General features: G+C 56.5%; 25 protein-coding genes and 1 pseudogene. 9 read left to right on the forward strand and 17 right to left on the reverse strand.

From position 1 onward, the window contains the following. Nucleotides 1–166 precede the first annotated feature (166 nt). Nucleotides 167–484, reverse strand: coding sequence for a DUF982 domain-containing protein (locus FHS21_RS31515; protein WP_112532115.1), 318 nt, complete (start codon nt 482–484; stop codon nt 167–169). Nucleotides 485–908: 424 nt separating this feature from the next. Between FHS21_RS31515 and FHS21_RS31520 the strand changes: the two genes are divergently transcribed. Beyond that, a complete protein-coding gene (locus FHS21_RS31520; protein WP_112532114.1) occupies nt 909–1,163 on the forward strand; it encodes a DUF982 domain-containing protein in 255 nt (84 codons plus the stop codon). Nucleotides 1,164–2,203: 1,040 nt separating this feature from the next. Here the strand turns inward: FHS21_RS31520 and FHS21_RS12375 are convergent. Continuing rightward, nucleotides 2,204–2,368: a hypothetical protein gene (locus FHS21_RS12375; protein WP_246411022.1), complete on the reverse strand. Its 165-nt coding sequence runs from the start codon at nt 2,366–2,368 to the stop codon at nt 2,204–2,206. A 284-nt stretch (nt 2,369–2,652) separates the two neighbouring features. Between FHS21_RS12375 and FHS21_RS12380 the strand changes: the two genes are divergently transcribed. Further along, entirely contained in the window at nt 2,653–2,868 is a 216-nt protein-coding gene (locus tag FHS21_RS12380; protein ID WP_112532111.1) for a hypothetical protein, read from the forward strand. Nucleotides 2,869–3,328: 460 nt separating this feature from the next. On the opposite strand, the pseudogene FHS21_RS31775 reads toward FHS21_RS12380, so the two are convergent. From FHS21_RS31775 to FHS21_RS12400, 4 genes and pseudogenes are all read right to left on the reverse strand, one after another. Next, a pseudogene (locus FHS21_RS31775) lies at nt 3,329–3,444 on the reverse strand (IS30 family transposase); the annotation flags it as partial. Between the two features lie 154 nt (nt 3,445–3,598). Then, nucleotides 3,599–4,030, reverse strand: coding sequence for a hypothetical protein (locus FHS21_RS12390; RefSeq protein ID WP_112532108.1), 432 nt, complete (start codon nt 4,028–4,030; stop codon nt 3,599–3,601). Further along, a complete protein-coding gene (locus tag FHS21_RS12395; protein WP_112532107.1) occupies nt 4,027–4,281 on the reverse strand; it encodes a hypothetical protein in 255 nt (84 codons plus the stop codon). The genes FHS21_RS12390 and FHS21_RS12395 overlap by 4 nt, the downstream gene beginning before the upstream one ends. A gap of 553 nt (nt 4,282–4,834) precedes the next feature. After that, nucleotides 4,835–5,518: a DUF1194 domain-containing protein gene (locus FHS21_RS12400; protein ID WP_246411003.1), complete on the reverse strand. Its 684-nt coding sequence runs from the start codon at nt 5,516–5,518 to the stop codon at nt 4,835–4,837. Nucleotides 5,519–5,906: 388 nt separating this feature from the next. Between FHS21_RS12400 and FHS21_RS12405 the strand changes: the two genes are divergently transcribed. Beyond that, entirely contained in the window at nt 5,907–6,086 is a 180-nt protein-coding gene (locus FHS21_RS12405) for a DUF3606 domain-containing protein (RefSeq protein ID WP_112532105.1), read from the forward strand. An 11-nt stretch (nt 6,087–6,097) separates the two neighbouring features. Further along, nucleotides 6,098–6,325: a hypothetical protein gene (locus tag FHS21_RS12410; RefSeq protein WP_112532104.1), complete on the forward strand. Its 228-nt coding sequence runs from the start codon at nt 6,098–6,100 to the stop codon at nt 6,323–6,325. A 98-nt stretch (nt 6,326–6,423) separates the two neighbouring features. Here FHS21_RS12410 and FHS21_RS12415 read toward each other — a convergent pair whose 3' ends face one another. The 3 genes from FHS21_RS12415 to FHS21_RS12425 form a co-directional block, all read right to left on the reverse strand. Next, the gene (locus tag FHS21_RS12415; protein ID WP_183662016.1) at nt 6,424–6,624 is read right to left on the reverse strand and encodes a hypothetical protein; all 201 of its coding nucleotides are present in this window, start codon (nt 6,622–6,624) and stop codon (nt 6,424–6,426) included. Further along, a complete protein-coding gene (locus FHS21_RS12420) occupies nt 6,615–6,965 on the reverse strand; it encodes a hypothetical protein (RefSeq protein ID WP_183662018.1) in 351 nt (116 codons plus the stop codon). Before FHS21_RS12420 ends, FHS21_RS12415 begins: the two co-directional genes overlap by 10 nt. A 93-nt stretch (nt 6,966–7,058) precedes the next feature. Continuing rightward, entirely contained in the window at nt 7,059–7,733 is a 675-nt protein-coding gene (locus FHS21_RS12425; RefSeq protein WP_112532101.1) for an SOS response-associated peptidase, read from the reverse strand. Between the two features lie 1,159 nt (nt 7,734–8,892). Here FHS21_RS12425 and FHS21_RS12430 point away from each other — a divergent pair. From FHS21_RS12430 to FHS21_RS12440, 3 genes are read left to right on the forward strand one after another with little or no spacing between them, the layout of a single operon-like run. Then, the gene (locus tag FHS21_RS12430; protein ID WP_183662020.1) at nt 8,893–10,158 is read left to right on the forward strand and encodes a DUF763 domain-containing protein; all 1,266 of its coding nucleotides are present in this window, start codon (nt 8,893–8,895) and stop codon (nt 10,156–10,158) included. Nucleotides 10,159–10,217: 59 nt separating this feature from the next. Continuing rightward, nucleotides 10,218–10,436, forward strand: coding sequence for a helix-turn-helix domain-containing protein (locus tag FHS21_RS12435; RefSeq protein ID WP_183662253.1), 219 nt, complete (start codon nt 10,218–10,220; stop codon nt 10,434–10,436). Continuing rightward, nucleotides 10,433–10,810, forward strand: a complete 378-nt coding sequence (locus tag FHS21_RS12440) for a HipA N-terminal domain-containing protein (RefSeq protein ID WP_312879869.1) — start codon at nt 10,433–10,435, stop codon at nt 10,808–10,810. Before FHS21_RS12435 ends, FHS21_RS12440 begins: the two co-directional genes overlap by 4 nt. A gap of 299 nt (nt 10,811–11,109) precedes the next feature. On the opposite strand, the gene FHS21_RS12445 is transcribed toward FHS21_RS12440, so the two are convergent. After that, a complete protein-coding gene (locus FHS21_RS12445) occupies nt 11,110–12,000 on the reverse strand; it encodes a LysR family transcriptional regulator (RefSeq protein ID WP_112532097.1) in 891 nt (296 codons plus the stop codon). Nucleotides 12,001–12,101: 101 nt separating this feature from the next. Here FHS21_RS12445 and FHS21_RS12450 point away from each other — a divergent pair, with 101 nt between their 5' ends. Both FHS21_RS12450 and FHS21_RS12455 read left to right on the forward strand, forming a co-directional pair. After that, nucleotides 12,102–12,941 carry an oxidoreductase gene (locus FHS21_RS12450; RefSeq protein ID WP_112532096.1) on the forward strand — a complete coding sequence of 280 codons (840 nt, stop codon included), beginning with the start codon at nt 12,102–12,104 and terminating at the stop codon, nt 12,939–12,941. Between the two features lie 128 nt (nt 12,942–13,069). Then, nucleotides 13,070–13,255: a nuclear transport factor 2-like protein gene (locus tag FHS21_RS12455; protein WP_183662022.1), complete on the forward strand. Its 186-nt coding sequence runs from the start codon at nt 13,070–13,072 to the stop codon at nt 13,253–13,255. A 109-nt stretch (nt 13,256–13,364) separates the two neighbouring features. Here the strand turns inward: FHS21_RS12455 and FHS21_RS12460 are convergent, their stop codons facing one another. The 7 genes from FHS21_RS12460 to FHS21_RS12490 form a co-directional block, all read right to left on the reverse strand. Then, nucleotides 13,365–15,065: an FAD-dependent oxidoreductase gene (locus FHS21_RS12460; protein WP_112532094.1), complete on the reverse strand. Its 1,701-nt coding sequence runs from the start codon at nt 15,063–15,065 to the stop codon at nt 13,365–13,367. A 139-nt stretch (nt 15,066–15,204) separates the two neighbouring features. Continuing rightward, nucleotides 15,205–16,434: an MFS transporter gene (locus tag FHS21_RS12465; protein ID WP_112532093.1), complete on the reverse strand. Its 1,230-nt coding sequence runs from the start codon at nt 16,432–16,434 to the stop codon at nt 15,205–15,207. A 159-nt stretch (nt 16,435–16,593) separates the two neighbouring features. Further along, nucleotides 16,594–16,998, reverse strand: a complete 405-nt coding sequence (locus FHS21_RS12470) for a GFA family protein (RefSeq protein ID WP_183662024.1) — start codon at nt 16,996–16,998, stop codon at nt 16,594–16,596. A gap of 192 nt (nt 16,999–17,190) precedes the next feature. After that, complete coding sequence (locus tag FHS21_RS12475) at nt 17,191–17,820, reverse strand: hypothetical protein (protein ID WP_112532091.1); 630 nt, start codon at nt 17,818–17,820, stop codon at nt 17,191–17,193. A gap of 9 nt (nt 17,821–17,829) precedes the next feature. Further along, nucleotides 17,830–20,088 (reverse strand): xanthine dehydrogenase family protein molybdopterin-binding subunit, encoded by a 2,259-nt coding sequence (locus tag FHS21_RS12480; protein ID WP_183662027.1) that lies wholly within the window; start codon nt 20,086–20,088, stop codon nt 17,830–17,832. Between the two features lies 1 nt (nt 20,089). Continuing rightward, a complete protein-coding gene (locus FHS21_RS12485) occupies nt 20,090–20,551 on the reverse strand; it encodes a (2Fe-2S)-binding protein (protein WP_112532089.1) in 462 nt (153 codons plus the stop codon). Between the two features lie 425 nt (nt 20,552–20,976). Further along, the gene (locus FHS21_RS12490; RefSeq protein ID WP_112532087.1) at nt 20,977–21,405 is read right to left on the reverse strand and encodes a GlcG/HbpS family heme-binding protein; all 429 of its coding nucleotides are present in this window, start codon (nt 21,403–21,405) and stop codon (nt 20,977–20,979) included. Between the last annotated feature and the right edge of the window lie 567 nt (nt 21,406–21,972).

Consider the following 21,972-nt stretch of genomic DNA (forward strand, 5'->3'; position numbering starts at 1 on the left):
TCGGAAGGGGCTGCTGGTGAAAAAGAAGCACGATGCCTCTTCTAGCAGGCCCCGCCAGGCACGGGGGTGTACCAAGCGTTCCTAAAATACTCTCAAAACGGCGGTGCCACTACGGACCAAGGGCCAATGAAGGCTCCGACTAAGGTCCAACTTGGAAATTCCAACACTAGCCACGCCGCCACGCCTTTGCCTTGCGCCATCGCGTCGGCTTGCCTTTCACGGGCTCATTCTCGGGTGGGGTTATGTATATGTTGGCCTCTCTCGCAGCCTCGATGAACGCAACGCGCGCTACTGCCACTGAACATTCGCCAGCGAGGCACGCCAACAGGATTTTTTTGGCTGTGGTTAGCTTAGGTCCGCTGCGTTCAAATGGCCATTGCTCCAATACGAGCGTCGTCGCGTCATCCGGCGAGTTGATGCTTATCATTTTGCCAGGCTGGCTGCTTAAGACGGTTACGGGAGCGAATGCGCTGTAGTCTTCCATGCGGGAAGAGAAGCATAGCGGCGACGAGGATTCTACCCCATCGATTTGCTTATGGTTTCCGTGAAACGGGTATCATCGCATTACACAAACGGTCAGGATGAGGACTATGGCGGCTAGGGATACATAAGAAAACTGGATGAAATTAGCTGGAATGGTCGTCATTTCTTGTCCTGCGCCCTGGGCCAGTAGTGGTGGGGTCCGACGCTTCCCCGGAGAGGAATGTCGGCACCGGACCCCTGCCGAAGAGCGCCACGCTCCCCGGCGCGATATGAACCGTTCACGATGTCGGAAGTTCCAAGGGAGTGAGGGCGCAGAGAATTCCACCCCTCCATCGATTTCTTTACAGCAAACTCCGCTTTCCGGATGATTTGCCAGTCACCGGAAGTAGTTAGGAACGATCCGACTCTACCAAACGTTCCTAGAGATGCGTGATCTGTCTTTCCCATACGTGACAATTTTAACCGACTGTCCCGCAGTGACGCGAAACATAAGCTCCGTGGCCGAGGCGGCTGAACGGCTCGTCCTATACTGGCCAGATCACAATGGAGAAAAGTTGATGGCTGCCCGTCACGCGTGCCAGGCCGCCTTGGAGGGTAGGATCACGTGCACGCAGGCGCGACAAGCCTTTATCGACGCGGCGCGAGAAGCGAGGATCTATATCGGGCAAAAACACCTCTAGCTCGAACCATCCTTCTTGCCGTCCTATGCTGAAAGAGAGGCCCAACCGTGGGCAGGACGCCTCTGGAGAGTGGCCGGGCCTCAAGGGGTAGGCATGGGCAGGATGTTCAAACTGGTCAAAATCGTCAAATCACAATCGGAACTCTCCACCGAAGATGGCGTGAACGATGCGCCCGGACCTACTTCGGAGGGCTAATCAACTGCGAATGAAGCGCACCTTGTCGTCCCCATGTCTCTCTGCAGGTTCGTTCCAAAGTGTCCGCTGGCAGACATACTATTGATGTTAAGTCTCCGCATCGCTTTTATGTTCGCTGCAATACCATTCCTGCCCGTAGCGCTTTTCAAACCCAAACGATCCCCACGATGTGCAGCCGGAGTGCATGCAGTAATGCTCAAACAGGCCAGCCGGAGCTTTCTCCATGTGGGATGGATAAGAAGTTTGTGGTGGGAGCCGAATTGGTTCGTCGTTCATTCGTCATTCCGCTTACGTTTCACACTTGAACAGTCAGGCAATTGAAATAGGTGAGGCCGACGTCGTCACGACCACCCTAACGACGCCAGACCTCGGCCGAAAAGTTCGGCGCTCTCCGACAGATTGCCAACTATGATCGTGCAGTTTTGTTCCGGCAGTTGCGTGCAAAAAGGTGAGGCAAGACGCTTTGACCCGGAGAGGTATGTCGGCGCCAGGCCCCTGCCGAAGAGCCCACACTCAAGAGATCGTTTGGAAGACATCTCTGCCCACCCTCACGCGGACATTCTTTGAACACCACGTCTTTTTCTTCCGCTCCGCCGGTGTGATCCATTCTCCGTCAAATGCCTTCAAGAAGCATTCGGCGCTGTCTCGTTTAGGAAAACAGTAGATGATGAAGCGTTCATCGTCGACAAAGAGGGTATGGTTGAGTCGCCAGCACCCGAGTTTTTGCGACAGAAATAACACGTTGTCGAACCGCCATGACACTTCACAGGCAGGCAGAGCAACCTGAAACGGCAATTTCCGGTCAATCAGTCCTGCAGCCGGTTCGCCTCGACTCCTCGTCATGATCAAGACATCGATGTGAGCTTCGGCTTCCAGCCACGGGCAAAGCCATGGCCCATAGCGCTGGAAGCGTATTGGAGCTCGTTCAACAGAAACTCACGTTCGGATAACAGCGTCAGGATGACGGCATGGGCATCGCCATTGTGATCGGAAATCAGCTTATCGACCACACTGTCATGTTCCAGAGCCGGTTCGTTCCTTGGCCTCTCCCTTAACGACAAGTCTATCCGGCCCCATTTCAGACAGAGGTTCATCAGTTTCAATTTGTTGGTTGAACGGCCGTCGCTACCGTGTACGTTCTATATTTGTTCTGGCGAAGCGAAGAGTCAAGGGACCGATTCTGAATTTGTGTGGCAGAGCATCTAGCACGCCGCGCCCTTCAGGGAGTACCGGCCAGTCGGAAGTTCATATGAAGTGTGGTAAGGTTCCCGGCTGCTAACGGAAGGACAGGACAATGAGCAAAGAGGCGGAATTGCTGGCAGAAATCGACGCTCGGGCTCAACGTGCCAAAGATGCTGATCTTAGCCTGGATTATATAACGAGAGAGGCAAGGGACCTCCACGAGAAGTTCCCGCACCGCTCTGTCGTGGAAATCGAAGAGCGGATTAAGGACGCGTGGCGCACCTATGGTGTGGTCTGGAAAACCAGCGGCCTAAAGGATCGCGATTAGGGCGATGTCCGCCCTGAGGAGAGCCGGAGCAATCCGGGGAGCGGGTTTGGATGGGGAAAAGGCTGGAGCAGCGCAAGGGTGGCTTGGGTTGGCGGCTCCAGCCCTGCTAATACGGGAAGGGAAGGTTTGGGCAAAATTCCCCGTAGAGCAGGATAGACCTTACAAACTAGACCCGAAAAACCTAGTCGTTCATTCGACTTAATGGGAAACCCTCAATTCTCGCAGTTTTGCCCCCATAGCAGGCAAAAAAAGCCGGGCGTCACAATGGGTTATTCACACAAAGAAAGCCGGAAGACGAAGCACTCACGTTCAGGGGGGACTGAGATGGAGTGCAGTTTCGGACGCTTCCGGCTAGTTCCTGACCAGCAATTAGATTGAGGGCGAAACTGCCGGTCAGATGAAGACATAATACACCCGGTACGGGCTGCGACCTCAATCACTCTTTCTTGAAAGCCGGGGGAACCGTGGAGCGATGACGACCAAGAATTGATGCAATCTGGGCCAAGCGTGCCTTGGCCTGCAGCATCTGCGAAACGATACGCCGTTCATCGTCAATTGCGTGAAACTGCGGGGCATTCCATCCTCCTGAAACAAAGAGGGTTTTGTACGTGTCGCATTTGAAAATAGAATGTGCCCTCTTACAAGTGCTTGAGGCATAATGCGGGTTATGGAACTAAACTATTGATTTTAAAAGAGCAATTGTCAAAAGACTTTGCTAATGCCATGCGTTTTAGTCGTCGCGCGATATGATTTGACCCTTGCGGCTATGTTGCAATTGGAGAATTCCGCGGCGTAGCTGCTCGAATAGACGCGGCGGCAGCATTCCGTAATCATAGCCTCCACCAGAGCGTGGCCGCAGATCATATCCCGGCCATAAAAAACGGTTCAATTCATCGAAACGTAGCCAGTGGCGGCCCTGGTCAAAGCCAAGACTTCGGCATATTGCAGCGGGAATCTCGAGCGACGCTCCTAAATCATCGGGCGGACGGTGCGTGATCGGCGCGACGATCGTGTGGATATGTCCGTTTTCGTCACGGGGCGTGGCGACAACAATGGCACATGGCCGATCCTTGGAGCCTTCGATCGCACCTTGATCCCGCTCATGGCTCCAGAGAAAACTATAACGGATGACAAGACCCGGCTTCGGCGCCGGAATGTTCACTTCGATTCAGCACCGTACTCGGCAGACTCAATGGCCGACATCGTTTCGTCATCGAGATCGCCGACGACAAGAATTTCGCGTTCACGGCGTTTCAGCAGTTCGTAATGAGCAAGTTCGGCAGCCGACAAGTATGCCCCTATTACGCGTCCATGACTGGTCACATTAATGACCTTGGCGGCGATTGCATCGTCCTGATATCTGGCAAAGTTCCGAGAAAAATCACTCGCCCGGACTGTTACATTTTGAGGCATAACCAACTCCATTGAGTATGTGTAAAATACGTAATTTACAACAAATGTCAAGGTGGCGTTGATTGATCAGATGCACCGGCAGAGTCATCTTTCACAGCCGGCAACGCAGCGCCAAACTTCCGTCTCCCGAAAATGACATGACTTATAAGCGGCCAACGCAAATATTGCAGCCATCATATCATTGTCTCGGGCGATGCATCTTCTTTTGCGCCTCGACTTTGTCGATTTCGCGTTTTTCCTTGAGGAGTTCGGATTGATCCTGCGCAAGGCGCTCGATCTCCGGTAGAGTCGGAGGTTATGTGTTCGCATGATCATACGAAACGCATCAGCGTCGCGGGTCAGGGCACGCCGCACGAGATCGAGATCGCCTGAGCGATCGGATACGGTACTTCTATTTATCGAAATTGCGGGCTCACCAATCTCCTCACCGTTAGATGCAATTTTCTCCAGAAAGGTTCCCGGACTATCTCCAAAGGGCGTGAGAACTCGCTACTTCGATGCCTGATGATTGTTGCGGTTCCTATCGGCTGACAATCGAGCAGCTTAGGGGCAATCATTTTCCAATGGCACGCTCCTCAGACTCTTCGCCAATTACGCAATTGTAGGGTTGTGGGTGTTGCACGGATGCGACGACCGGTCGTCGCTCCTGAACTTCGCTTAGCTTGAACCCCGCGATCTCGACAACGAGCTTGTTGCGGATTGCCTCGGCAAACTGATTGACGTCTGACACCTTCACTAAAAATGCCCCGTCTCCCCCGATGACACATGCCTCGTAGTATGCATCAAGGTCATGGATCGCTGCCGAATCCGGTCCGGTCTTCAACTTGGTCGGCAGACCATCGACGGTGATTCCATCCGCGATCGCCGCATTGCGGGCAACCGGCACCGGAGCCCCGGCATTGTTGGGCCCATCGCCCGAAACGTCGATTACGTGTCGGCTCGCCCGAAATTGATTTGTTCGGATAAGCTCTCGCGCCAACGCCAGCGCGTTTGAGATCGATGTAAAGGATATCCGTCTTATTGGCTGCCGGCGCAGCTCCTCGGCAAATTGGGCGGCAGACTCCGCACCGTCAATCAGAGTCGTCCACGGCACCACCTGACCCTCCGAGCCACCCCACTCGACGAACGTCACTGCGGTCTTTCCCCGCGGTCCGCCGAGCACGGCCCTGACGACTTCCGGGCTTCGAAAGGCGTTCACATAGCCTTCTCTTTGAATCCTCTGTTCCTCGCTATCCATCTAATAAGAGACATCAACGGCAATCACCAATTCCAGATCGACGGCCACGGGAACCTGCGGGGCTAAAGAACTTCCGCTTAAAACACAAAAGGAGGCAATAAGCGCCCATCGCCGTCTCATTATCGTATCCCCAGTCATTTCACTCAGCCATCTGGCAGCAGAGCCGTTAGTGGGTGCAACCACTCGCGGAAGATTGATCTTCAGGTGCTCGCAGAAGCTCGGAAGAGACCATAGCGCCATGCACGTGGACCTGGCGCCACAGCTGAACTCTAGGTGCGGATCAAAGAAGCTTGGCCTCAGCGCGACGCCTTACTAGGGCTTCATCTCATGTGGAACGAAAACGACCGAATATTGTTTTGCAGTTAAGTAAAGAACGGGAGGAATTTAGATGGCCGACGATAAAAATAATCAGGATAACCGGGATCGTTCGAAAGTGTCGTCCAGTGACGACTATGAAGCCCAATATCTGATGACCAAGTTTGACGTAAGCAAGTATCGTGCTGTCGAATTAATTATCAAACATGCAGGAAGTCGAACAAAGATCGAGGCCGAACTCTCAAACTCCTGAGGAGATAGACAATGTTCAAGGCTCTCGGCGCAATTCTCGTGATCGCTGGCGTGCTCTATTCGGTTTGGGCAGCGCTCAGTCATCGCAAATTGAGCCAGCCGCCCCAATCGTCTGCCAATCAAAACTCGGCATCTTTGGAACCTCGCGCCCAAGGACTTAAGTTTCTCGGTTTGACGAAAAACCTCCCGGCAATCGCCCTGATCCTTATTGGTGGCGTCCTACTTCTTTACGCAGATTGAAATCTTCTGATACCCTTCATTTAGCAAATGTGATGCCCCTCGGGGAAGTCTACAGGTGCCGAGTTGCATGACGCGACCCTATTCAAGTCGCATAAGTATCAGGCATGGCGTTCCGAGTTCAGGTGCACCTCAATCAACCGCATAATAGCTTTGCGCGCTTCCGCTTCGGGCCAACCCACCGACTTGGCGTCTTCCAATAGCTGCAGTAACGCCACTCCCGCATGGGCCTGGAATTCCACTTCCAAAGCTTCCTGGCAATCCAGGTCGTCCCGGTCATCCTGTGGCGGCATTATGGGCATGGTGGCTTTCCGTTGCTGTTCGCAGTGGTGATTACGGGTATCCGGCTCAATCCGCCGCCGTCACTACCAGCGGTTCCAAGATAACGCTGATAGGCCCGTGCGACTTGCTGGGCCGCGTTTGGCCTTGAGCGTTGAACGCCACTGACGTCAGTCATACGAAACTGCGAATGACCGAGGAGAAAAGTCCAGAACCAAAGTCCGAGGTCTGGACCACTATCGATTTGATAAACCCGGCCGATATCGATGCCGTTGCGGCTTGTTGCGGTAAAGTCCTGCAATTGCCCGTCTGGTCCGGGAGGTGTTTTTTGCCATTTGATTTCCATGGCTTCCAAACTCTGCATTGATGATTTGGTTGCAGTCTACAACGGACTTCAGAGGTCTTTTCGTTTCATCAACTTGCGCATATGCGCGTAATCTGTTGTGCCCTTGAGGCTTTAGAGCAGCAACGGTTCTTCTTCCTCTGCTTTCGGTTGTGGCAGAACAATCAGTTCATTGTCGGGCAGGGGTCTTTGCAACTGCAGGGCTTCCTCGGCCGGCGCATTCATCCAGATGTCGATTTCCTCGGAAGTGCGCAAAATGACCGGCATCGCCTGTTCATGGAACGGTTTGACGACGGCATTCGGGAAGGTGGTCAGAAATGCGAAGATGTCGGCCTGCACTGGCCCTTCCTTTTTCTTCCGCACGCTGTACCAGCTGGTCCAGATGCCAGCGAACCAGAACAGTGGCTTGTCCTCATTAAGCGCAAACCAATGGAGTGGCTTCTTCCTGGTGACAGGATCTGGAACCTTCCCGTATTCGGAGAAGCTTGTCGCAGGGACAACGCAACGGTTTGCCGGATTAAGCCAAGCCTGCCAGTGCGGTGATTTCACATTGCGAATGTTGGTCACACCGTAGTCAACATCGCCTTTCAGAAATTGAGGAGGGGTCGGCATGCCCCACCGGGCAATTGCCAGTTCACGGTCGCCATTGGCGTCCTTGCGACCAATCGGGGCGGGATAGTCGGGAAAGACATCCATCTGCGGTGTCAGCCGGTTGGTCAGGTCGTTGATCGGCAGGAACAACTGCCGCATCGCTTCATGGGTGGTGGTGGCATTGTACAAATTGCACATGGCTCAATGATAATTGATCCCCAATCGTTCGCAAGTTGCGGCATCTTCGCCCTTGACCGGCCAAGAATATGTTCCCATTTTGTTCTCATGGCAAGAACAATAAAAACATTGGGCCAGGCTGCCCGCCATCGGATGCTCGTGCGATCCCGCTGCCGGAAATGCAACAAAGCTGCAAGCTTCACAGCAGACAGCCTTGCCGGGATATTTGGCCATGGTCGCGAAATCAGAAGCCTCAGATTCAGGTGCAAGGACTGTAACAGCGCGGATTGTGAGGTGATCGCGTACGAAGACATCTTGAACCAAAACCGAGGCCGCAACCCGTTCAGGTACAGATTGATACCAGCGAAAATGGCACCATTGGTGGGTTGATCGATCACGGATACACGCTGTGGGCATTCTGTCAGCGGCTAGGATGCAAACACGCGTCAAAAATCGATCTACAGATGCTGGCAAAGGAGCTCGGGAGAAACCACAGCGCCATGCACAAGGTCCTGGCGCCAAAACTGAAGTGCTCGGCGTGTGGATCAAAGCAGCTCGGTCTCAGCGCGACGCCGTATTAGACGGTTTTTGCGAGCGGAACATTCCCTTGCTGAAAGTCGTTAGGAACTCATCACGAGGAGACACTGATATGGGCGATCCGATACCTACCCCAGAGCCAGAACCGTACCCGCCACTACCGGATGATCCGCCTGTCCCCGACCCTGATAAGCCAGGACCAGTACGGCCATTGACGGAGCCACCGCTAATTGAAGTACGCGATACGACATCCTTATTCAAATCCCGATGAGCGAGAAATCGCTTAGCAGGCCACGTGGGGCGCTACACTTTAAGCCGTCGACCTCGGCGCTAGAGAGTCTAGACTCCGCCTGTTTAGTTCAATTTCGGGCGGTCATTTTTTTGAACATTCGTTGATTTATAACAATTTCTTACGGCCGCCTCGAAAATGGCGGGCAGGCACATCACCTTTGGATCGCCAATGCGCCATGCCTTTAATGTTGAGAGTCAAACGCAATTTCTGTCCATAACCGTACACGTCCTTCAACATGTAGGGTTTCGACATTGCGGTTGCTTGAGTCCTTGTTCCAAGGTGACATGGGGCTTAAGTTTCGGTCAACCCATCGAAGAATGCACTCCAACGCCAAAGCGCAGGGAATGAGCATTGACCAAACGAGCCGGCAGCGCTGATCTTCCACTTCATCACGGACGGGTTCCCAAATGGCTCGGAGATCGCATGACCAAACTCGGTGCGGTCATGTGCGAGGCGATAATTCAACACTACGGCCGCGATGAACTTCTACGCCGGCTATCGCATCCATTCTGGTTTCAGTCATTCGGTGCTGTAATGGGAATGGATTGGCACTCTTCGGGCATCACCACCAGCGTCATTGGAGCGTTGAAACGCGGGCTGACGCCAATGTCACGGGAACTGGGCGTTCATGTGTGTGGTGGTCGGGGCGCTCACTCCAGGAAAACCCCTGCAGAATTGGCAGCGATAGGAGATCGTGTGGGGTTCGATGGTGCAGCACTTGGGCAATCCAGCAGGCTGGTTGCCAAGGTAGACAGTGCCGCGGTACAGGATGGCTTCGACCTTTATCTGCACGGGTTCATCGTGGCTGATGACGGCAAGTGGGTCGTAATCCAGCAAGGAATGAATGGCGACAGCCGTCAGGCGCGCCGCTATCATTGGCTATCCGAGGGATTGAGCAGTTTTGTCGATTCTCCCCATGCAGCGATTGAAGGCCATGGACAAGGAGAGATTATAAATCTGGCGGACCGTCGCGCTGCGGCATCCCGCAACCGTCAGATCAACCTCTTGAAGACGATCGACCCAGCGGGAATTGTCCGTGAACTTGTGACGCTCGAACCAAATCCAACTGTGAATGCTGAAATTGAGCAGACTGATCAGCTTATGCTGCCGCATCTGATTATGCCCGCGCATCACGATGTGCGCGAAAGCGATATCGTGATGCGACGGTTGCATGGAAGTCTGGCTGCGGCGGCCAATGCTGCTCCGGCCGATTTTGAAGCGCTGCTCCTTGTCCCAGGCGTTGGCGCGAGAACAGTCAAGGCGCTTGCGATGGTGGCAGAGGTCATCCACGGTACTCCTTGCCGTTTTTCCGATCCGGCGCGCTTTTCTCTCGCCCATGGCGGCAAGGACCGCCATCCGTTTCCGGTCCCCTTGAAAGTCTACGACGAGACGATCGAGGTTTTAAAGTCGGCGGTTCAGAAGGGAAAACTTGGCCGGCAAGAGGAACTGCATGCCCTTGAACGGTTGGATAATCAATCTCGGCAACTAGAGCAATACGCAATAGGACCAGACTTGCAGGAGATCGTGGCCGGCGAATTTAAACAGTCCGCCGAGTGGGGTGGACGAAGTGTTTATGGATGGGAGCCGGTGGCTTCCTCCAGCAAGTCCGAAGATTAAAGTTGGAGCGCTGCAGTCGCGTGTCCGCCGGGCATGTGCCTGGCTGCTCATGATTTGCGATCGCAGATAGTAAGAGCTTTGGACTTCTGATCCGTGCGGAGCGAAAAGCGCAGAAACTGACACAGGAGCAGCTCGCAGCGCTGACCGGAGTTGGGGTGCGTTTCGTGCGCGAGCTCGAAGCCGGGAAGGATAGTTGCCAGATAGGGCGCGCCCTACAGGTGGCGGCGACCTTAGGATTGCGTGTTTCCGTCGGCAGTCGTCGGGAGCACGCGTCATGATGCATCTCCTGGACGTCTATTACAGGGAACAGAAGGCAGGCGTGCTCAGCCAGGGAGATGGTGGCGCGCTCAGCTTCGCTTACGATGCTGGTTATCTAGAAGGAAGCACATCCAGCGCCATCTCCTTTTCCATGCCGTTGCAGGAGGCGGCTTACGGAGACAGGATCGTTCGCCCTTTCTTTTCCGGCCTGCTGCCAGATGAAGGCGCGCGACAGCGCCTTTCGGGCGCGCTCGGGATTTCCTCAGGCAATGCCTTTGGCCTTCTGGAGGTCATAGGCGGGGAATGCGCGGGGCCTTATCGCTCTCTCCCGCAGGTGAGGCGCCGTTATCATCGGATGACGATGGTGTTGAATCTCTCAGCACGGAACGGCTAGAGGAAATCCTTGGCAAACTGCGTGAGCGCCCTCTGTTAGGAGGGAGGAAGGGGTACGCCTGTCCCTTTCCGGTGCGCAGGACAAGCTTGCTGTCTGTGTTGAGGGAGAGACTATCGGGCTAGCCAAGGGCGGCCGTCCGACGACCCATAGGCAGCTTAAAGGTCAGAAAGGCACAAAGCTGACGCTCGAATCAAACCCTTAACCGATGGTCTTGTATATTGCCGGCTGACTTGGTGCGCACCGATCGGGTTTCCTTGCCTCTGCGCTTGTTGGACTCGACACCAAATGCGCAGTCTGGCTTAGCGGCCAACCTTGAGAAAATCGACGAAAGCCCGCATCGCTGTCGGAAGCTGCCGTCGGCTGGGATAATACAAAAAGAACCCCGGATAATACGGGCACCAGTCCTCAAGAACCCGCTGCAAGCGCCCCTCGGCAACAAGTGTCTGCACCTGTTCTTCAAAAAGATAGGCAAGGCCTGCACCATCCAGTGCCGCGCCTATCATCAGATCCTGATCACCAAGGGTAAGAGGACCTGCCACTTCGATCTCCAGCTCAATTCCGCCTTTTTCGAACTCCCATTGATAAAATGATCCGCCCGCGAAACGATAGCGGATACATGGCTGCTGGCTCAGATCATGCGGTGTTACCGGTTCGGGATGCTGTACAAAGTAGCCGGGTGAGGCCACCACGGCGAAGCGGTGCCTTGGACCGATTGGCACTGCAATCATGTCGGCCGCCACCATCTCGCCGAAACGCACACCCGCATCACAGCCCTCTGCGACCATATCGACCAACGCATCGTCGACCAGCAATTCGACCTCTACTGCGGGATAAGCCCGCAGGAACTTCGAGATAATTGGTAAGAGCACCAGTTTAGCCGCTGCCCGCGCTGCATTGATACGCAATTTGCCGGAAGGCTGACCGCGAAAGGCATTCAAATCCTCTAGCGCATCCTCAATGTCAAGGAACGCGGGGTTGACCCGGCTGAACAATTGCTGCCCCGCATCGGTCAGCGCCACACTTCGGGTCGTCCGGTTGACCAGACGTATCTCAAGTCGCTCCTCTATGCTCCGCAATGCGTGGCTCAATGCCGAAGCCGTAACGCCGAGCTCGACAGCGGCTTTCCGAAAGCTGCGGTGCTGCGCAATGGCAAGAAATATGGCGAGGTCGGCAGGGCCAATCTTCCGCATTAATGAATTTTCCTCATTAGCTTGTAGAAATTTACGGCGATTATTTCATCTTCTTACATGCGGTAGAACTTGGGTGCATTCAACAGGAAAGGAAAAACATCATGCGCATCTGGTTCATTACGGGAGCATCACGCGGCTTTGGCGCACTGATCACCGAGGAAGCTCTGAAAGCCGGCGATGCCGTTGTTGCAACCGCCCGCACGCCTGCAACAGTCACTGCTCGGTTTGGCGATCATCCGAACCTGCTTCCAGTCGCACTGGACGTCACCAATGAGGAACAGGCCAACGCGGCAGCCGAGCAGGCGATCAAGCGCTTCGGCAAGATTAACATTCTCCTGAACAACGCCGGTTTCGGCCTGCTCGGAGCTGTTGAAGAGGCAACAGCATCTGAGATTGAAAAGCTCTATGCCACAAACGTCTTTGGCTTGCTTAAGGTCACCCGCGCTGTGCTTCCCCACATGCGCAGACAGCGTTCCGGCCACATCATCAACATTTCGTCCATCGGCGGCTATGTCAGCCATCCCGGATGGGGCGTTTATTGCTCGACGAAGTTTGCGGTGGAAGGCCTTTCCGAGGCTTTGTCGGACGAGCTCGCACCACTCGGGGTTAAGGTCACTGTCGTCGAACCCGGCTTCTTCCGCACCGACTTTCTCGACGAAAGCTCGCTTTCCATCAGCCACAGCGCCATTGCCGATTATGACGATACCCCCGCCGGCGAGATGCGATCCGCAGCTGCACAATTCAATCACGCGCAACCTGGCGATCCGGTCCGTCTGGCAAAAGCCATGATCACTGTCGCCCATTCCGACAATCCACCGCTTCGCATGCCATTTGGCTCGGATACGGTGGCAGCAATCGAAAAGAAAAATACCGCGGTTGCCGGAGAGCTTGCCGCATGGCGGGATCTAGCGATCTCTACTGATTTCCCGGCAGGCAGCTGAGCGAATATCTAACAAACAAGGAGCAATACAATGCTTAAACAGACGATCCACTTTCCATGTATTCGCGATTTCTGTGGCCACAGTTCAACCAGGCTTCGATGCCTGAAAGAACGGAACCGGAAGTCTCTATGACGATCAGGCGGCCGGCGCTCTACGTGAGCAAGGCAGACTTCATCGAGACGGTCATTCGCCCGTTCAATACGCGCATCTCGGACCGGCTTGTTCCCACCATCCGCAATATTTACGCTAATGGTGACACGGTCATCATATTCTTCCATGCTGAGGGCAAGGGGGTCCGCGATGGCACTGCCTGACGCAACACTTTTACGTGTCATTTGCAATTGCAGGAGAACAGATCGTGAAGCCTCTGCCTTCTTCGACAGCGTCGCCTTCAATGGGCTCTTTGGTGCATTGCTCACTTGCCTAGACAGGGGTAGGCGCGGGAGCCACGATCGACGCGGGTCCCACATTTCGCACCAAAAAAGAATGGATCTGCGCGATGACCGCCGCGCCCTCACCGACGGCGGCCGCGACCCGCTTAGTGGAGCCGGCGCGTGCGTCTCCAATGGCAAAGATCCCGGGACAACTCGTTTCGAGCGGCAGTCGCTCGCCTTGGCCTATACCATCTCCCGTGAGAACGAAGCCCTTTCCGTCGATCGCCACACAGCCGTCAAGCCAGCTGGTATTAGGATCGGCGCCAATGAACAGGAAGAGATGGCGCGAGGCACACTCCTCGGTCTCGCCGGTTCGGACGTCACGGAAGGTGGCGCCGGTCAAACCTGTCTCTCGGTCGCCATGCAAGCCCACAATCTCGCTGCCCACATGGAGTTCTACATTGGCCAATACCGCGAGCCGGTCGATCAGATACTGGGACATAGTCTGCTCGAGTGGTCGCCGGACCACGAGATGCAGGTGCCTGACCTGTGGTGCGAGGTAAGCAACGGCCTGGCCGGCTGAGTTTCCGCCGCCGACGAGAGTGACTTCCTCTCCGGCGCAGAGGCGGGCCTCGATCGGCGATGCCCAGTAGGAGACGCCAGCTCCCTCCAGCTCTTCGATATTGGTGATATCAGGCCGTCGGTAGCGCGCTCCTGACGCGATCACGATGGAACGCGCCCGTGCGGTACACTCATTGCTGAGCTCCAGAGAGAAAGGAGCTTCCGACTCAGGTCCATGACAGCACAGCTTTCCGACGGTCAGTGGGATCGCAAGCTCGGCACCGAACTTCGTCGCCTGATTGAAGGCACGCCCTGCAAGAGCCTGTCCGGAGATACCAGTTGGGAAGCCGAGATAATTTTCGATCCGGGCGGATGCGCCCGCCTGGCCGCCGAAAGCCCGCGAATCGAGAACCAAGACAGACAGTCCCTCAGATGCCCCATAGACAGCGGTGGCCAGCCCAGCCGGTCCCGCTCCGACGACTGCCACGTCATAGACATTCTTCGGATCGAGATCCGGCACGACGCCCAGACAGGACGCAGCATCCGCGTCGCTCGGATTTCTGAGCAATGTGCCGTTTGGGCAGATCATCAATGGCAGATCGTCAGGTGCGATGCCGAGCCGTTCGACCAGCTCGCGCCCCTCGGCCTCGCATGCGGCGACGAGGGAGTGGGGATAGCCGTTGCGGGTGAGAAATCCAGACAACCTCACGATGTCGGGAGCATCCCGGCGTCCAACCAGAATCGACCCTGCACCGCCGACCCGCCCTTCTTCGATCAGCGAGACGCGACGGAGGATATAGGCGCGCATGATCGCTTCACCAACATCCGCCGACCCGATGACAAGCGCGCGAAGATGTGGGGCATCAAAGGGTATTGCAGTTACGCCCTTCTCGCCCGCGACCACCGACGCCAAGGTTGCATGACCAGACAACTGATTGGTCTCGCCGGTGAACTGGCCGGCACCGTAGGTGGCGATCACGGACGACCTGCCAGCCCCGCCGCGCTGAATTGCATCGGCGGAGCCCTCTAGAATAAGCCAGGCAGGCACGTTGCGGGTTCCGATCTCATAGAGGATGTCGCCTGGGCCGAAACGCCTCGGCTCGCCGCTCGCGAAGCGTCGAGCCATCCCGATTTGGAAAGTCGAAAGTGTTGGATATGCTTGCTCCCGCCGAGCATCGGTGATCGCCATTGTGTGAACTCCATATCGACCTATGCTCGTGCTCGTGAGCGACGGTATCCCGATCAGTTTGTCAGTCTATCCTGCGCACCACCAAAGCCTAAGGCTTGCCGCTTTCTGCCGCGGACATTTCCATGCAACCCATGGCGGGTCAAGCAGGCGCCGGCTGAGGTGCCTTCGGCAAGGTGAGCGCAAAGACGAGAAGACCCAGAAGGGTCAGTCCAAAGCCCGCCCATACGGCGGAGAGTAGCCCATATCCGGCTGCGATAGTCAGGCTGCCCGCCCAGGCACCGATCGCGTTGGCGATATTGAGCGCTGCAAGGTTCAGGGCGCCCATCAACGTAGGGGCCTCCGGAGCAACGCGCGTCAGGCGCACCTGGATCGTGGGGATGGCGACCATCATGGTGACGCCGACGCCGAACAGCGCTGGCATCAGTATCCACACGTTTCCGCCACCGGCCGCCAGCACCGAAAGCACGATCAGGGCGCTGCCATAGCCCACGACCAATCCTCGCGCGGGATATGAATCCGCCAGCCGTCCGCCTATCAAATTACCCGCGGTCATTCCGAGGCCGAATAGTGCCAGCGCTACCGGTATCCATGTTTGATCGAGCGTTGCAAGGTCGGTAACGAAGGGACCGATAAAGGTATAGACAGCGAAAATGCTGGCCACGCCGAGTGCCGCGACAAGCATCATGGCCCAGACCGCCGGCCGGCGCAGAGATGCCAGTTCCTGCGTCACGGGTCCGCCCTGAAGCGCTTGGGTTCGAGGCACCCAGGTCCACAAGGCAATGAACGCCAGACCGGCTACCGCGGCGACGCTGAAATAGGTGTTTCGCCAGCCAAGACTCTGGCCGAGGAAGGTCGCCAGCGGCGAGCCAATGATCGTCGCGATCGTCAGACCGGACATGACCAGTGCAAAGGCCTTGCCGGCGTGACCGGGGCCAACGATGTACGACGCAACCACGGCGCCGGCACCGAAATAGGCTCCTTGCGGCATGCCGCTGATGAAGCGGGCGAAGGCGAACGTGCCGAGATCGGTGGCGACCGCCGACAGGACGTTGCCCAGGATGAACAGGCCCATTAGGCACAGGAGAAGGGTTCTCCGGTTGAGCCGAGCCGCCGCCAGTGTCACGAGAGGAGCTCCGATCACCACACCGAAGGCGTAGGCAGCGATCGCATTCGTTGCCGTGGGGATGTCGATTCCAAGGCTGGCGGAGAACAGCTGGAGAATCCCCATGCTCGCAAACTCAGACGTCCCGATGCAGAAGCTTCCGAGTGCCAGGGCGAACAACGTGAGGCCCCGCTTTCGCCGCTCCGCCTCGTTCGTGCAATGCACCTTCACGGCAGCGCATTGACCACGATAGGCTTTCTCCAGCATCCCTGCCTCCTTTCATAACGGACCGGGAGGATCGTGCCGACCGGCACGAAGTGACCCGCCCAAATGTCCAGTTGTCCGCCCAGGGCGCTATTTTATCCGGGCGGAAAGTCAAGTCCGCGACAAGTGCATGAAGTCCAGGTGTGGGCCAACCACGAGCGTTCATCCGGGCATGGTCTCGAATTGCGGCACATCGAGCGGAATGGCCCAGGCGAGCGGTGCTTCTCCAGCACAGAGTCTTACGCCTTCAGGATTATCCAGGCTGCCGATCGAGACGACGACCATGCCCAAATAGCTTTCCGCGTTGCTGGTGAACAGCCGCGTGCCGCAAGCGGGACAGAAATTCCGGTCCAACCCCTTTCCCGACGAAGCAGTGTAGTGGAAAGCCTTGGGTTGCCCGCTTAGGAGCGTGAAATCATCTTCAGCTAGGCCGAGAAGTGTCATCGCCTCGCCGCCCGATGCCCTTTTGCAGTCGCGGCAATGACAGACTGCGACAAAGTCAGCATCGATATCGAACCCGAATCTCACCACGCCGCATGCGCATCGGCCAGTATGTTTCTTGATCATAGCTGCGTATTTCGATGGTGAGATGACCACCGCAATGGGGGTGCGAGGAGGCGGCGCGCTATCGCAATACGACCCCTATACGGTCTGCGCGCCGGACACTCAGGGAAACATCGCAGTGTCGACGAGGCCTCCGATACACCTAAGACCAGTCTATCATCCGCTGATTGACAGAACCACACCATAGTCTCCTCCTTAGTCCGGACAGGGCTGGCCGGCGGCTCCCCAAAGAGCCATGTCTTTGACATGATCCTCGAAGGTTCCCGGCGGGGTCGTGCGGCCAGCGCCCGGCGCCCACGCTCTCGGAATAAATCCGCTAAGCGATGCGTCGTGCCTCAAATGCTCGAGGAGACCGGCAGCGTCGCGGCCGCCATTGCGTTCGGGATCCTTCAGTTGAGCACAGATCTCGGCGCCACTCTTGCCAAACCAGATGAATTCCACCGGCGCAAGCTGCCAGTCGATGCCTGCATGCAAAGGCGCCGGTGCGGGGTCGTTCGGCGTGGTCGAAGTGACGTGACACGTCGAACATGGGATTGTCTCTGCCCCGATGCGGCTTTCTCCTCCATGGATATTCATGCCGTGCACTCGGGGCTTGCTTTCGCCAGCCGGTGTCCAGATCGGAATAGCCTTCGCATCGACGTGACAATTGGCACAACGCGGGTGCGTCACCACCGCTTCAATTCTCTTCCAGGCCTGCAGTCCCTCGGCGCTGCTGACGCTGCCAGGCGGCAGCGTATCTTTCGCCCCGTCTTTAGCCAAAACCATTCCCATCAGGGCGAAGATTGATGAACTGGCAAACGTGAGCGCGATCAGAGTTATCCTCATGGCGGGCCCTCACACGAAATCGATGAACTTGTTGAACGGCATCTCGCGGATACGCTTGCCGGTCGCAGCGAATATGGCGTTGGCGAGTGCGGGCGCTGCAGGTGGTACTGGCGGCTCACCAATGCCCCTGACGGTATAATCGTTTTCCAGGCCACGCACTTCGATCACCGGGCACTGATACATGCGCATGGCCTCGTGGCGGTTATAGTTGGTCTGTTGGACAGCCCCCTTGGCATAGGTGAGTTCGCAATTCATGGCGTGGCCAAGGCCCCAGACGACACCGCCCTGGACGAGATTCTCGAAGTTGACAGGATCAATAATCTTACCGACATCAGCGGCCACCCAGACCTGGTCGATCTTGATGCCTGCGCCTGTCATAGTTACTTCGACGATCTCAGCGACAGCCGTACCAAACGACTCGACAAACGCCACACCGCGGCCTTTTCCGCTTCCAAGGGGGCCCTTCCAGTCCGCCATCTCACCAACGGTTTCCAAGAGCTTCCGGTAGATCGGAATCTTGCACATCTCGATGCGCGCCCCGAGCGGGTCCAGCCCCGCGGCGTAAATCAACTCGTCGATGAAACTTTCGGTGAAGAATCCGTTGGCGGAAGCCCCTACGGACCGCCAGGTCGTCGAAGGTGACAGTCCTTGTACTTCGAAGCTTGTCGCCCGGTAATTAGGAATGTTGTAGTACACGTTCCAGATGCCAACCGCCAGTTGGCCATCGGGGTCCTTCGTGGGCGCGCCCATCCTTGCCAAGAGCTCTTTGAATGGCGCTGTTGCGGCGACCTGCAAATCGGCCGCGACTATCTTTCCATCCTTGACACTTCCCCTACACCTGCCCATCGCAATCTGTCGGGGAATGTCCTGCAGGAAGTCTTCCTTCCGCGAGAAGATGAGCTTTACCGGTATCCCGCGCATCTGGTTCGCGATCTCGGCAAGCGCTCTGATATTCTCGAATTCGAGGCGATGCCCGAAGCTCCCACCCATCCACTCGTTATGAAAGGTCACTTGTTCTGGCTTCATACCGATCGCTGTGGCAGCGATGTACTGCACGGATTGTGGCGTTTGATGTCCGACCCAGATTTCCATTCCCTTGCCGGTAACGATGCCGATGCCGTTGAGCGGCTCCAACGGTTGATGCCCCACATAGGGTGCGCGATATTCCGCCTCGACCAGCGTCCCATCTTTCAATCCAGCGTCGATCTTGCCGTCGTTGCGCCACTCCTTACCGAGGAATTGTGGAGCAAAGGAAGAGGCCACGACGTTCCAGTGGTCAGCCTGCTCGGCCGGATATATGCTCGGCTCCCATACACAGTCCACCACCTCGGCCGCTTGCATCGCGTACCAGCTGTTTGTCGCAATCACGGCGATACCATTCGATATCTTGAGGATGGTCTGGACGCCCGGCATCGACTGAGCTTTGCTGGCGTCGTATGACTTGATCGGCTGCCCCTTGTTGGGGTTCAGCTTGACGGCGGCGTAAACCATGCCGTCCATCGTCCTGTCGATACCGAACTTCATTTCGCCGGTGACTTTCGATCGGATATCGAGTCGCTCCATCGGCTTGCCAATAAATCGCCATTGTGATGGTTCGCGGAGCTTGGCGACCGCAACCGGCGTAATCTTCGCCGCATCGGCCGAAAGGGCGACGTACGGAATTTTCGTCCCGTCGGGCAGGATCACGCTTCCGGCCTCTGTACGCAAGTCAGCGGCCGCGAGTCCGCTCCGCTTGGCTGCAGCCGCCTTGAGCGTTTCCCGGGCGATCGCGCCGGCCATGCGCAGCTTTTCGAAGGTATCGGGAATCGCACTGGAGCCGCCGGTCATCTGCAGGCCGGCCTTCCTGAGCCATTCCAGCGCTGCCGCGCGAGCCTTTTCGGCTTCGGGGCTTTGGTCTGCCGCCATGAACGGCGCAAGTTCGTGGGCAAAGCCGGTATTGAAATAGACGGGACTGGGTCCGGCAAAGTGAATTTCAAATTGGCCCGGCTCGAGGTCCAACTCCTCGGCGATCATGAGCGCCTGGATAGAACCGACGCCCTGGCCCTTGTCGGCATGCTGGGCAATCAGGGTGATTTTTTCTGGACTGATTTCGACCCAAGGATTGAACGTAACCGAATTCGGACCGAGGTCCGCCGTCAACGGATTCGGCGCGACAGCGGAAGAAAGTGCCGGTTGCGCCTGACCATACTGCCCGAACGCCACACCTCCGGCGATCGCGACGGAGCCGAAAACGAAGGCACGGCGCGAGAGACCCGGTTTCTCGCCCATCTCAATTCCCTCCAATCTTCTCAGCGGCTGTGTGGATCGCGGCACGAATACGTTCATACGTTCCACATCGGCAGAGATTTCCCGACATGACCTCGTTGATGTCCTCATCAGTGGGTTTGGGATTTGATTTCAGCAGCGAGATCGCCTGCATAATTTGGCCGGTCTGACAGTAGCCGCACTGCGGTACCTGATGTTCGATCCAGGCTTCCTGCACGGGGTGCAGCTTGCCATTGCCCACGGCTTCAATCGTGATTATCGCCTTGCCCGCAATATCAGCCATACGTGCCTGACAAGAGCGCACGGCTGCTCCATCGACTTGCACCGTACACGCGCCGCATTGTGCTATTCCGCAACCATACTTAGGACTTGTTATGCCAAGCTCATCGCGCAAAACCCAGAGCAAAGGCATCTCGGGAACCACGTCTACTTGATGCTTAACGCCATTTACCGTGATATCAAACATGGCAAGCCTTCCCCAATTCTCCAGGACCTAGCTATTGCGTGCAACCGTACTCGAGACTTCCGAAGCTGCAAGGACAGTTGGCCAGAATTTACCTCTTTTAACCGGTGGTTGGACATCGACAACGGCCAACGTGGGGCCCGATTCTTCGTTTAGATCTTGGCCGGCGAGGTGTTCTGCGAACGCCATGATGAGCAGGAAAGGCTGCGCTTGGTAAAATTTCGACTGCGGGTTTATACTTTTCAAGGCTGCTGTTCGTAACGAACGCTGTTTGCAGTCGAGGCAATGACAGCGACAGGGTCGGGCTTGGTGTTGCGTCAGAAACCTAAACGCACGGCATGAGCAGTGTGCCGAACGCCTATTGACGATGGCTATCTAACGCGACAGTGGAATAGCGATGCGCGGCGCTTTCATCCCCGATGTCTCGTTCAGGCGTTGCTTGAATTGAGAGCCGCGATTGCCGCCTCAGCGACCGAAATATCTTGTTCGACCGTTCCGGCGCTCGCGCCCACCGCACCAATGATTTCACCGTCGATGCGCACCGGAACTCCGCCGCCGAAGATGATGACCCGCCCGCCATTGCTTTGCTCGATGCCAAACAGCGGCGCACCGGGCTGCGCCAGTTCGCTCAGATAAGCGGTGGTCTTATCGAATAAACGGGCCGTCACTGCCTTGCCGATGGCAAGATCAATGCTTCCGATGAGGGCGCCGTCCTGACGCGCAAACGCCACGAGCGCGCCACCCTCATCGACGACGGCAATGTTGTACGCAACGCCGAAGCTTGCTGCTCTGGCTTCACCCGCCTGCAGCATCCGCTTCGCATCAGAGAGGGTGAGGGTGGTGCGAGAACAAGGCATCGTTTTTCCTCGGCTTAGGCTACCGTTTTGGCGACTGAATCAAGTTCTTGCGGCATGCTCGTTGCAAGCCTCTCAAGTTGTTATCGTCCAGGCAACCACGGTCCGAGTAGCAGCCGAACGGTCATCGCGATTGTCCCGTATGCAAAGCAACGGTGCGTGTGAAGCACATTACAACCGAACGAGCCAAATTGGGGGTAAAAAAAGGTAATTCTGGTAGGGCAGGTTTGCAAACTGGGCTTTCTCTGGGTAGTTTAACAGCAGGGAGGACCAGCGCTCCGGTCGCGCATTGCTGCTTCACTACGACGCTTCGATTGGTATCCCGCGCGGGACCCCCTCCTGCATGCCTTTGCTTCAGAGGCCGTGGCATCTCGTTCAGCAAAAACGAACTCATCCCCGTCGCCCGGCCGAATACATTCGTCCGCAACACCAATCCAAAGGCCAATGGCGCCGCGTCCGCACGATGCTATACGCGAGCGGATAAAGAGGTTAAATTGGCTGGTACGCCATAGCTCACCTAGCCGAGCCTGGAGTGCGTTCTGGCAGATGCGGGAGTCGCTACTCGGAACA

This window comes from Phyllobacterium trifolii, assembly GCF_014192095.1.
Lineage (GTDB): Bacteria > Pseudomonadota > Alphaproteobacteria > Rhizobiales > Rhizobiaceae > Phyllobacterium > Phyllobacterium trifolii.

Excerpts from the sequence above, each read along its gene's own strand:
- FHS21_RS31515 (WP_112532115.1), bottom strand. The coding sequence starts at position 484 with ATGGAAGACTACAGCGCATTCGCTCCCGTAACCGTCTTAAGCAGCCAG.
- FHS21_RS31520 (WP_112532114.1), top strand. The coding sequence starts at position 909 with ATGCGTGATCTGTCTTTCCCATACGTGACAATTTTAACCGACTGTCCC.
- FHS21_RS12380 (WP_112532111.1), top strand. The coding sequence starts at position 2,653 with ATGAGCAAAGAGGCGGAATTGCTGGCAGAAATCGACGCTCGGGCTCAA.
- FHS21_RS12395 (WP_112532107.1), bottom strand. The coding sequence starts at position 4,281 with ATGCCTCAAAATGTAACAGTCCGGGCGAGTGATTTTTCTCGGAACTTT.
- FHS21_RS12400 (WP_246411003.1), bottom strand. The coding sequence starts at position 5,518 with ATGGATAGCGAGGAACAGAGGATTCAAAGAGAAGGCTATGTGAACGCC.
- FHS21_RS12405 (WP_112532105.1), top strand. The coding sequence starts at position 5,907 with ATGGCCGACGATAAAAATAATCAGGATAACCGGGATCGTTCGAAAGTG.
- FHS21_RS12410 (WP_112532104.1), top strand. The coding sequence starts at position 6,098 with ATGTTCAAGGCTCTCGGCGCAATTCTCGTGATCGCTGGCGTGCTCTAT.
- FHS21_RS12415 (WP_183662016.1), bottom strand. The coding sequence starts at position 6,624 with ATGCCCATAATGCCGCCACAGGATGACCGGGACGACCTGGATTGCCAG.
- FHS21_RS12420 (WP_183662018.1), bottom strand. The coding sequence starts at position 6,965 with ATGCAGAGTTTGGAAGCCATGGAAATCAAATGGCAAAAAACACCTCCC.
- FHS21_RS12425 (WP_112532101.1), bottom strand. The coding sequence starts at position 7,733 with ATGTGCAATTTGTACAATGCCACCACCACCCATGAAGCGATGCGGCAG.
- FHS21_RS12440 (WP_312879869.1), top strand. The coding sequence starts at position 10,433 with ATGATGCATCTCCTGGACGTCTATTACAGGGAACAGAAGGCAGGCGTG.
- FHS21_RS12445 (WP_112532097.1), bottom strand. The coding sequence starts at position 12,000 with ATGCGGAAGATTGGCCCTGCCGACCTCGCCATATTTCTTGCCATTGCG.
- FHS21_RS12450 (WP_112532096.1), top strand. The coding sequence starts at position 12,102 with ATGCGCATCTGGTTCATTACGGGAGCATCACGCGGCTTTGGCGCACTG.
- FHS21_RS12455 (WP_183662022.1), top strand. The coding sequence starts at position 13,070 with ATGACGATCAGGCGGCCGGCGCTCTACGTGAGCAAGGCAGACTTCATC.
- FHS21_RS12460 (WP_112532094.1), bottom strand. The coding sequence starts at position 15,065 with ATGGCGATCACCGATGCTCGGCGGGAGCAAGCATATCCAACACTTTCG.
- FHS21_RS12465 (WP_112532093.1), bottom strand. The coding sequence starts at position 16,434 with ATGCTGGAGAAAGCCTATCGTGGTCAATGCGCTGCCGTGAAGGTGCAT.
- FHS21_RS12470 (WP_183662024.1), bottom strand. The coding sequence starts at position 16,998 with ATGATCAAGAAACATACTGGCCGATGCGCATGCGGCGTGGTGAGATTC.
- FHS21_RS12475 (WP_112532091.1), bottom strand. The coding sequence starts at position 17,820 with ATGAGGATAACTCTGATCGCGCTCACGTTTGCCAGTTCATCAATCTTC.
- FHS21_RS12480 (WP_183662027.1), bottom strand. The coding sequence starts at position 20,088 with ATGGGCGAGAAACCGGGTCTCTCGCGCCGTGCCTTCGTTTTCGGCTCC.
- FHS21_RS12485 (WP_112532089.1), bottom strand. The coding sequence starts at position 20,551 with ATGTTTGATATCACGGTAAATGGCGTTAAGCATCAAGTAGACGTGGTT.
- FHS21_RS12490 (WP_112532087.1), bottom strand. The coding sequence starts at position 21,405 with ATGCCTTGTTCTCGCACCACCCTCACCCTCTCTGATGCGAAGCGGATG.